Below are 10,602 nucleotides of genomic sequence, written 5' to 3' on the forward strand. Positions count from 1 at the left end.
GATAGGACTCACACTTTCTGTATAGATTTTTAATAACATTAAAGGATTTGTATTCACAAACGAATATATACCCATTCATACAAAAAGCCATTAAGCTATCATATTAAGATAACTTAATGGCTTTTCTAAAGTATAGTCTTCATACGTAACTACGTTATTAGTATGCTGATTAACGAATTTCTTGGATTCTAGCAGCTTTACCACGTAAATGACGTAAGTAGTATAATTTAGCACGACGTACTTTACCGCGACGTTTAACTTCGATTTTTTCGATTTTTGGAGTGTGTAATGGGAATGTACGTTCCACACCTACACCTGAAGAAATTTTACGAACTGTGAAAGTTTCTGAAATTCCTCCACCACGGCGTTTGATTACAACACCTTCGAATACTTGGATACGTTCACGTGAACCTTCAATGATACGAACGTGTACACGTAAAGTGTCACCAGGACGGAATGAAGGTAAATCTGTACGTAATTGTGATTTAGTTACTGCTTCGATTAACTTATGATTACTCATTATAAATTCTCTCCTTCAACCTATGTTCTTGCCTAGACAAATGTATAGCAGCGGATCATAGTGATTTTTAGTGCTTTTTCACACTTAAATTATGTTAGCACAACGTTAGTCGTTTTTCAATTGGTTTTTATATGTTTGTATGATTTTTTTATCTTTATCAGTCAAATCATATTGTTTTAATAAATCTGGTCGTTTATTTAATGTACGAATAATTTTCTGTTCATGACGCCACTCATCAATATGTGCGTGATTACCTGATAATAACACATCTGGTACTTTTAAACCTTTAAATTCTCGTGGTCTTGTATATTGTGGAAATTCCAATAAGCCATCTGAGAATGAATCATCTTGATGTGATTGTTCATTACCTAATACACCAGGAATGAGTCTAACAATGGCATCTGTCATCGTCATTGCAGGTAATTCCCCACCTGTTAATACATAATCACCCATAGATATTTCATCAGTGACTAAATGTTCCCTAATACGTTCGTCATATCCCTCATAGTGGCCACAGATAAACACAATGTGCTCTGCTTCACTTAATTCTTGTGCAATTGCTTGGCTAAATGGACGTCCTTGAGGACACATTAAAATAACTCGAGTATTATCTGTTCTGTTTAAGTCTTCCATTGCATTAAACACTGGCTCAGGCTTTAAGACCATACCTTGTCCACCACCAAAGGGATAATCATCAACTTGATTGTGTTTATTGATAGAATAGTCTCTAAAATTAATAGTATTCACTTCAATAATATTTTTGTCTTGAGCTCTTTTTAGTATCGAATGGTTAAGCACGCCATCAAACATCTCTGGAAAAAGTGTTAAATAATCAATTTTCATTAATCTAACAATCCTTCCATTGGCGTGATAATCACTTTTTTACCTTCAACATCTACTTCTTTAACTACATCTGCAATATAAGGAATTAAATATTCTTTATCTCCTTTTACAACCCAGACATCGTTAGCTCCAGTTTCAAAAATACTTGTAATTCTACCAATAGGTTGTTCATTATCATCAAAGACAGTACAACCTATAATATCAGAATAATAAAATTCATTTTCTTCTAATTCTATTTCTTCATGGTCTCTTTCTTGGTAAAGCGTAGCACCTTTTAAATATTCGATATCATTGATATTATCAATGCCTTCAAATTTCAACATATGAAATCCTTTATGTACACGATATGATGTTATAGTTAAATCTTTTTCAGTTTGATTTAATTTAGCTGTTAACACTTCTCCTGGTTGAAAACGAGTATCTGTAAAATCAGAATTAGATTTTACTTTCACTTCTCCTTTAATTCCATGAGTATTAACGATTTGTCCTACTTCTACTTCCATTAATACTAACCTCCTTATATTGCAAGTTTATTTCATAATATCACTTTACCATTGATTAAAGTTATTAGTTATTGATTTGTTATAAGTAAGACATTGATATAAATAAAAAAGGCACCAAATAATGGCGCCCTAACTAAATTGATAGATTAGTCAATAATGACTAGAATTATTTAGTGTGTTTTTGGTCATCAAATTTTTTCAAAATACCTTCTCTTGATAAGATATTGTGAACTGTATCTGTTGGTTTAGCACCGTCTTTTAACCATTTTAATGCTAATTCTTCGTCAATTTTCACTTCTGGAGCATTAACGTGTGCTGGGTTGTAAGTACCGATTTGTTCGATGATACGACCATCACGTGGTGAACGTGCATCTGCAACTACGATACGATAGAATGGGTTTCTTTTAGAACCTAAACGAGTTAAACGAATTTTAACTGCCATTATAAAACTCTCCTTTGAACATTTCAATTTTTATTTTCTACAAGAATAAATAATAACAGGTATATAAAACTTTGTAAAGACATTTTTCTTTACCAAATCTAAATTCATGAAATGAATTGTAGATTTGGTTATGCATTAGCTTTAGCTAAGGCGTTCCTCTTCGTTACTTTTTTCTGAAAGAAAATTAGTGTTGGTTATGGGAGTGGGACAGTTAAAGTTTAATTTACAAGGGACATCAATAAACAAAATCATGTGTATTAAACAGCTTACTAAATTTTAAATAATTACAACTTTAACGTCGTCCCACCCCGGCAAGGTTGACTAGTATAGAAAAAAGCTTAAAAAGCGCATTTTCTATACAGACAACTACTGCCAATATAAGATTTTATCCCTTTATATCAATATATTTCAAACATATCTGTTCTAAATTCATAAAATGAATTGTCATAAATAGGTTCCTAATCGTACATACGATTAGGTAAGGCATTCCTCATACATAAAAAATTCCAACAGACTGAAATCTGTTGGAATATATAAAATATTAGAAAGGTAAATTCATGCCTTTTAGCATATTTTGCATTTGATTACGTTTTGCTTTTTTACCTTTACCGCCACCAGTAAATTGTTTCATCATTTTCTTCATGTCGTTAAATTGTTTCATTAAACGATTCACTTCTTGTAATGAACGTCCTGAACCTTTAGCGATACGCTTTTTACGTGATACATTTAACATTGCTGGATTTTCTCTTTCACTAGGTGTCATTGATTGGATAATCGCTTTAATATGGTCGATTTGTTTATCGCTCATATTAAGTTGATCTAATCCTTTCATCTTATTCATACCTGGAATCATTTTCATTATGTCATCCAATGGTCCAAGATTTTTAACCTGATCAAGTTGCTCTAAGAAGTCATCCAATGTAAATGATGAATCTCGCATTTTTTTCTCTAAATCTTTAGCTTTTGTTTCATCAACATCTTGTTGTGCTTTCTCAATTAAGCTTAGTACATCACCCATACCTAAAATACGAGATGCCATACGTTCTGGATGGAATAGTTCTAAACCATCTAATTTTTCACTCATACCTACAAATTTAATTGGTTTTTGAGTAACGGAACGAATTGATAGCGCAGCACCACCACGAGTGTCACCATCTAACTTAGTTAATGTTACACCCGTTACATCTAATTGATCATCAAATGATTGAGCTACATTAACAGCATCTTGACCAGTCATAGCGTCAACAACCAACATAATTTCATTAGGTTTCGCTATTTCTTTAACTTCTTGAAGTTCATTCATCAATGCTTCATCGATGTGTAAACGACCTGCCGTATCAATAATAACAAAATCTAAATGTTCTTCTTTAGCGTGTGCCAATGCGTTTTGAACAATTTGTTGAGGTTTAACTTGGTCACCTTCACTATAAACAGGTACATCCAATTGTTTACCTACTGTTTGTAATTGGTCAATGGCAGCTGGTCTGTAAATATCTCCAGCAACTAACATTGGTTTTTTATTATATTTTTTACGCATTAAAAGCGCTAATTTACCAGCAGTTGTTGTTTTACCTGCACCTTGTAAACCTACCATCATGACAACAGTTGGTGGTTTATTAGCCATTTTGATAGATGAATTTTCGCCACCCATTAAATTAGTCAATTCATCTTGAACAATTTTAATGACTTGTTGTCCAGGTGTTAATGACTGCATTACATCTGAACCTAAAGCACGTTCTGAAACAGTTTTGACGAAATCTTTAACAACTTTAAAGTTAACGTCGGCTTCTAATAATGCAAGACGCACTTCTCGCATCATTGCTTTAATATCCGCTTCGGTAACTTTACCTTTACCACGCATTCTTTGCATTGATGCTTGTAAGCGATCCGACAATCCTTCAAATGCCATAATTATTCCCTCCTCATCGTTATTCTAATTCTTCTAATTGATCTATATATTGCTTTAATAATTCTGGTTTATCAAGAGATTGTTTCATTTGATTATAAATATCTCGTCGTTGTTCAAACCTTTTGTATAATCCTAATTTAGCTTCATAATCTTCAACTAAATCGCCAGTTCTTCTTATATTATCATAAACTGCCTGTCTACTCACTTTAAAAGTATCAGCAATTTCACTTAAAGCATAATCTTGTAAATAAAATAATTCTAGATAATTTCGTTGTTTATCAGTCAAAAGTGACTGATAAAAGTCGAAGAGATAATTCATACGTAACGTTTTAACTAAATCATTTTGGCTCATTATTATTTTCCTCATGATTATCAGCTGAAACGTCACTACTTTCTTCTGGAATTTCTTCATTTTGTTCAATCATATCTGCAAATAAACCATAAACATAACTTTCGGGATTAAATGGTTGCAAGTCGTCTAATTTTTCACCTAAACCTACATATTTAACTGGTATTTTAAGTTCATTTCTAATAGCTAACACAATACCACCTTTAGCTGTACCATCTAATTTAGTTAATACGATACCTGAAACATCTGTTACCTCTTTAAATGTACGAGCTTGTGATAATGCATTTTGTCCAGTTGTGGCATCTAAACAAAGTAATGCTTCATGTGGCGCGTCTGGAACGGCTCTACCAATAACACGTTTAACTTTTTCAAGTTCTTGCATTAGGTTAGATTTATTTTGTAAACGTCCTGCTGTGTCACATATTAAAATGTCTACTTGTTTATGTTTAGCAGCATTAATTGCATCATACATTACAGCTGCAGGATCTGAACCTTCACTTTGGCTAATCACTTCTACACCAACACGTTCGCCCCAAACTTTTAATTGTTCAATAGCGCCCGCTCTAAAAGTATCACCTGCTGCAAGCATTACTTTTTTACCTTCCATTTTATAACGATATGCTAATTTACCGATTGTTGTTGTTTTACCTACACCATTAACACCAACCATTAAAATAACATTTAAACGTCCATCTTCTAAATTCATCACTTCAGATTTATCATCTTCTTGGTGATAAATTTCAACAATTTTTTCTACGATAACTTCTCGTAAATCTTCTGTCTCTTGAATGTTACGACGTTGTGCTTCAACACGTAACTCTTCAGTAAGTTGCATTACCGTATTAAAACCAACATCAGCTGTAATTAATATTTCTTCTAATGCTTCAAAGAATTCTTCATCAACTTTTCTATAACGCGCTATTAAGTTATTTAACTGTTCTTGGAAATTTTCACGAGATTTTTCTAATCCAGCTTTAAATTTCGCTCCGATTTTTTGTGCTTCTATTTCTTCAAAATCTTCAATTGAAATTAATCCATCTTCATCAAAGTCAGCTTCACTTAACTTTTTAGGTTTCTTTTTAGGTTTTTCTTCTTCAATTTCATTTTGTAACCCTTGTTGTGAATCGTCAGTCTTTTTCGAAGACTCATCAATTTCTTCCTCATTGGATAATTCTTTTTCTATATCTTTTTCACTCGATCCTGAAAATTTATCTTTTAAGCGTTTAAAAAAGCTCATGCTTCTTCCTCCTTCATAACCTCATCTATTGTATTTAGGTTAACACTTACTAATTTAGATACTCCTGATTCTTGCATCGTAACACCATACAAACGATCTGAAAATTCCATCGTTCCTTTACGGTGCGTAATCACAATGAATTGCGTTTGATCAGATAACTCATTGAGATATTGAGCATATCTGATTACATTTGCTTCATCCAATGCCGCTTCGACCTCATCTAAGATTACAAATGGGGCTGACCTTACTTTTAAAATAGCGAATAATAAAGCTATTGCGCTTAATGCACGCTCTCCACCACTTAATAATGATAAATGTTGTAATTTTTTGCCAGGTGGTTGCACGATAATATCAACGCCAGCTGCTAGATAGTCATCTTCAGTGAGTTGTAACTCAGCCTTACCACCGCCGAACAGTTGTTTAAACACATTACTAAAATGATTTTGAACAGCGTGAAACGTCTCTTTAAATCGTCCTTCTACTTCTTTATCCATTTCATTAATAATTTGTTCTAATGTAGATTTTGCCTCACGCAAATCTGTTCGTTGTTCATTTAAGAAAGTATAACGTTCATTTAATTCTTCAAATTGTTCAATTGCATTTAAATTAACTGGGCCTAATTCATCAATGGACATTTTTGTTAATTTAACCTTTTTACGTAAAGAATCGATCTCTTCATCATTGTCATAAAGTGTACGTGCTCTTTCTACCGTAAGTTGATATTCATCATTAAGATGATCGATAGCATGATTGATTAATACATCTAATTTAGATTGATTTGCTTTAATATCTTGGTAATGATTTTCGATAGACAATAAATCTTGGTGGCATTCTTGAAGATTATTATCATTGTCTTCAATCATTTGATTTAAGTCAACTCGTTGTTGTTTAACTTGATCTAGTTGCTGATTTAATTCAGTTCTTTCACGTTCTTTATCCTTAATTTGTGTTCGGATTTTATCAAACGCTTGCTCACCCATCATTTCATCTGAATTAAATAATTCTATTTTTTCTTTAATAGTATCAAGTTGTTGTTCTGTACTTTGTAATTGTTTATCTAAACGTTCGATGTCTTGTTGTTGAGCTTTAATACGCTCTTTGACTACTGCTAAATCTGATTGTTTTTGATGCAGTTGTTGTTGTGTTTGTGTAGTAGATGCTTTACCTTCTTTGGATAATTTTGTATAACGCTCGATATCTTCTTCAAGTTGTTTTAATTCTGCTTTAATTTCAGCTAAATGTTGTTGCTTTTGTTCGAGTGTTTCTTTACTCTTATCACTTTGATAACCATCATTTTTTTCAAATTCAAATTCTTCATGTTCATCTTTAAGATGTGCTTCTTGTTTCTTCAGACGATCAAGTTCTAATTCATAGCCATGTGCTTTTTCTTTCAAAGTATTATAACTTTGACTGATATCAAAATATTGTTCACTTAATTTTTCAGAATGAGATTGATGGGCTTGAAATTGTTTTTCAAATTCTTGAGTCTGTTGTTGATAATCTGCTAATTGCTTGCGCATTGTTGTAAGTTCATCTTTTTGAGACAAGATGCTTTTTGTTTTACGAGCGCCACCACCTGTCATAGAACCACCAGGGTTAACTACATCTCCATCAAGTGTAACAATTCTTGTACGATAGCGAATTGATCTCGCTAAGTCATTAGCATGCTTTAAGTCTTCAACTATAATTGTATTACCCAATAAATTCTCGACAATGTTTTTATATTGAGACGATACCTTAACAGCATCTGAAGCAATATTCACAAATCCTTCTGAAGATTGTGCTGTTGATTTGATATCTGAAGCTAAATAACGCGGTTGAATTACATTTAACGGTAGAAATGTTGCTCTCCCTAAACTGCGCTGTTTTAAAAACTGTATTGCTTGGCGTCCATCTTTCTCATCTTCAACTATAATGTGTTGTAATGATGCACCTAAAGCTGTTTCGATAGCCTGTGTTAAATGGGATGGAACGTCAATAACTTCTGCTACAGCACCATGAATACCACTTAATTCTTTACCTTTAGCTTTTAATATATGTTTTACGCCATTAAAGAAATACGTATAATCCTCTTCTTGTGTTGCTAAACTATCAATACGAGATTTTAATTTCTCGTTATAACGATAAGCTTGATACAATTTATTTTCAAATTCAGACTGGTGTTGTTTCGATTGAGTCAATTGTTTCTCTACTTCTTTGATTTGTTGTTCAGTCTTTTTCATTTCTTTCAGAGTTTGATTATAATCTTTTTCAGTATTTGAAATGTTATTTTGTATTTCTTTCAATTGATTAAAAGCTTCAACTAATCTAGAATCAAGCCTTGATTTTTTAGCTTCATTTTCATTAATAGTATGCTCTAAAAAACGAATATCATTATTCACGTCTGACTGTTTAGACATCAACTCATAATATTGGTTCTTTATTTCTTCTAATTTTTCATCATGTTGTTCATCAGAAACATATAATTTAGATTCAAGTGTCTGTACTTCTTTATTTAATTCTTTTTGTTTCTGTTTTAATTGATTTAATGTATGAATTGCTTCTTCTTTTTCCTGTTGAACATTTTCTAATTGAGTCTGTAAGTTGTCTTGTTCTTCTTCAAATCTTGCATTAGTTTCTGACTGATTCTTTTTACGTTCTTCCAATACATTAAGTTGACCAGAGTATTTTTCAAATTCTTCAGTTGCCTTGACTAGGTTATAGTTTAATTGTTCAATCTGTTGGTCTAACTCTTGACGTTTACCTTTATGCTTTTGCAATAATTGATTAATTTGACTTTGTTCAGCCTCTTTATTTGCTTGTTTACCTTTTAAATCATTAAGTTGTTCGTCTAGTTGAGCGTTATCTTTTGTATATTGATCAATATCATGGACAGTAACAATTACATCACTTTTCTCCATTTCTGATGATAATTGTTTGTATTCTTTCGCTATAGCCGCTTCTTCTCTTAAAGGTTCAACGCGTCCTTCTAAATCATATAGAATGTCTTCAACACGTGTTAAATTATCTTCAGTATGATCTAATTTTTGAACGGATTCAGCTTTACGTTTTTTATATTTTAAAACTCCTGCTGATTCTTCGATAATTTGTCTTCGATCTATTGGCTTTGCATTTAAAATTTCATCAACTCTACCTTGAGAAATAATCGAAAATGCCTCTTTACCTAACCCAGAATCTAAGAACAAATCAATAATATCTTTTAATCGTGCACGATCATTATTTAAATAATACTCACTTTCACCACTACGATATAAACGTCGTGTGACTTCAACTTCTTCAGCATCAATTTGTAATTTTTTTGAATGATTATCTAATTTTAATTTAACTTCTGCATAATTTTGGGGTTTGCGATGTTCTGCACCAGAAAAAATAATATCTTCCATCTTAGAACCACGAAGTGATTTTGCAGATTGTTCACCTAAAACCCATTTAATCGCATCAGTAATATTACTTTTACCGCTACCATTTGGACCAACAATTGCTGTAACACCTTTATCAAACTGAACATCAGTATGGTCTGCAAATGACTTAAATCCTACGGCATCTATTGATTTTAAATAAACCATGCTATTCTCCTTATCCAAATCCACGTTGATTCTTACTTCGAAATCAACTTATTGTTTGATGCATATTCATGTTGATTGCATCAGTATTCAACTTATACAAATCACATAACGTTAATCTCTATTGGATGTATTTGTATGTCGTAACATTATTTGTTCTTCATCATTTTATAGGCACGTTCAGCTGCTTTTTGTTCAGATTCTTTCTTAGTTTTACCCTTACCTTCAGCAACAGCTTGCTTTTCTAATATCACTTCGGAAGTGAATAAACGGTGATGTGCTGGACCTTCTTCTTTAATCAAACGATAAGTAACGTCACCTTTGTTTTGTGTATGAACAAATTCTTGAAATTGTGTTTTGAAATCTACAACTCCATCTAGTTCATCATCTTCTACATAAGGGAAGATAATTTTTTCGGCGAATTTCCACACCGTATCTAACCCTTGATCCAAATATAAGGCACCAACAAATGCCTCAAAAGCATCAGAAATAAGGGAAGGTCTAGTTCTACCTCCAGTTTTTTCTTCACCTTTTCCTAACAAGATGAGTTCATTTAATTTAATTTTATTTGCAAATATTACAAGTGAAGGCTCACATACGATAGTCGCTCTCATTTTTGTTAAATTACCCTCTGGTAAATCTGGGTGTTTATCAAATAAATAACGTGAAACCGTCAATTCTAATACCGCATCACCTAAAAATTCTAAACGTTCATTATGAGCTAAACGATCCATATTAAAATCATTGATGAAACTAGAATGTGAAAACGCTTGTTGATATAAATCTATATTTTGATATTCAAAACCTAACTCTTGCATCTTTTGTGCAAATTGTTTTCGAAATTGATTAACCATCTCTGTCTTTTTATGATTGGTCATAAATCTTACCTCCTCAATTAATGATGCGTTAACTATAATTTTACGTGAAATTGCAATAAAACAAAAGAAAAAATCTGAGCCGACACAAAGACGACTCAGATATAGGTTTATTATTTTTCAAGACTATTGATGAATTTAACAGCATCACCAACAGTGTTGATTTTTTCAGCTTCTTCATCAGGAATTTCAGTACCAAATTCATCTTCTAATTCCATTACTAATTCAGCGATATCAAGTGAGTCAGCGCCTAAATCATCTTTGAAAGATGCATCTTCAGTTACTTTATCAGCATCTACACCTAAACGGTCAACGATGATATCTTTTACTTTATCGAAGTTTTCCACGTCGATTCACCTCC

At 32.4% G+C, this 10,602-nt stretch carries 10 protein-coding genes; all 10 read right to left on the bottom strand.

Going from position 1 to position 10,602, the window contains the following annotated elements; all coding sequences use genetic code 11:
- Positions 1-169: 169 nt before the first annotated feature.
- The gene (gene rplS / locus NSQ15_RS07680; RefSeq protein ID WP_017637117.1) at positions 170-520 is read right to left on the bottom strand and encodes a 50S ribosomal protein L19; all 351 of its coding nucleotides are present in this window, start codon (positions 518-520) and stop codon (positions 170-172) included.
- A 105-nt stretch (positions 521-625) separates the two neighbouring features.
- Entirely contained in the window at positions 626-1,363 is a 738-nt protein-coding gene (gene trmD, locus NSQ15_RS07685) for a tRNA (guanosine(37)-N1)-methyltransferase TrmD (protein WP_029055451.1), read from the bottom strand.
- Positions 1,363-1,866, bottom strand: coding sequence for a ribosome maturation factor RimM (gene rimM, locus NSQ15_RS07690; RefSeq protein WP_017637119.1), 504 nt, complete (start codon positions 1,864-1,866; stop codon positions 1,363-1,365). Before rimM ends, trmD begins: the two co-directional genes overlap by 1 nt.
- A gap of 166 nt (positions 1,867-2,032) precedes the next feature.
- Positions 2,033-2,308: a 30S ribosomal protein S16 gene (gene rpsP, locus NSQ15_RS07695; protein ID WP_017637120.1), complete on the bottom strand. Its 276-nt coding sequence runs from the start codon at positions 2,306-2,308 to the stop codon at positions 2,033-2,035.
- Between the two features lie 541 nt (positions 2,309-2,849).
- Positions 2,850-4,217 (bottom strand): signal recognition particle protein, encoded by a 1,368-nt coding sequence (ffh, locus tag NSQ15_RS07700; protein WP_029055452.1) that lies wholly within the window; start codon positions 4,215-4,217, stop codon positions 2,850-2,852.
- 19 nt (positions 4,218-4,236) lie between these two features.
- Positions 4,237-4,569: a putative DNA-binding protein gene (locus NSQ15_RS07705; RefSeq protein WP_046466606.1), complete on the bottom strand. Its 333-nt coding sequence runs from the start codon at positions 4,567-4,569 to the stop codon at positions 4,237-4,239.
- Positions 4,556-5,803, bottom strand: a complete 1,248-nt coding sequence (ftsY, locus tag NSQ15_RS07710) for a signal recognition particle-docking protein FtsY (RefSeq protein ID WP_217193855.1) — start codon at positions 5,801-5,803, stop codon at positions 4,556-4,558. Before ftsY ends, NSQ15_RS07705 begins: the two co-directional genes overlap by 14 nt.
- Complete coding sequence (gene smc / locus NSQ15_RS07715; RefSeq protein WP_070451362.1) at positions 5,800-9,369, bottom strand: chromosome segregation protein SMC; 3,570 nt, start codon at positions 9,367-9,369, stop codon at positions 5,800-5,802. Before smc ends, ftsY begins: the two co-directional genes overlap by 4 nt.
- Before the next feature lie 146 nt (positions 9,370-9,515).
- On the bottom strand, positions 9,516-10,244 hold the full coding sequence (rnc, locus tag NSQ15_RS07720; protein ID WP_017637125.1) for a ribonuclease III: 729 nt from the start codon (positions 10,242-10,244) through the stop codon (positions 9,516-9,518).
- A 110-nt stretch (positions 10,245-10,354) separates the two neighbouring features.
- Positions 10,355-10,588, bottom strand: coding sequence for an acyl carrier protein (locus NSQ15_RS07725; protein ID WP_000426914.1), 234 nt, complete (start codon positions 10,586-10,588; stop codon positions 10,355-10,357).
- Positions 10,589-10,602 lie beyond the last annotated feature (14 nt).

The sequence above is a fragment of the Staphylococcus sp. FSL W8-0774 genome, assembly GCF_038006785.1.
Classification (GTDB): Bacteria; Bacillota; Bacilli; order Staphylococcales; family Staphylococcaceae; genus Staphylococcus; species Staphylococcus pasteuri.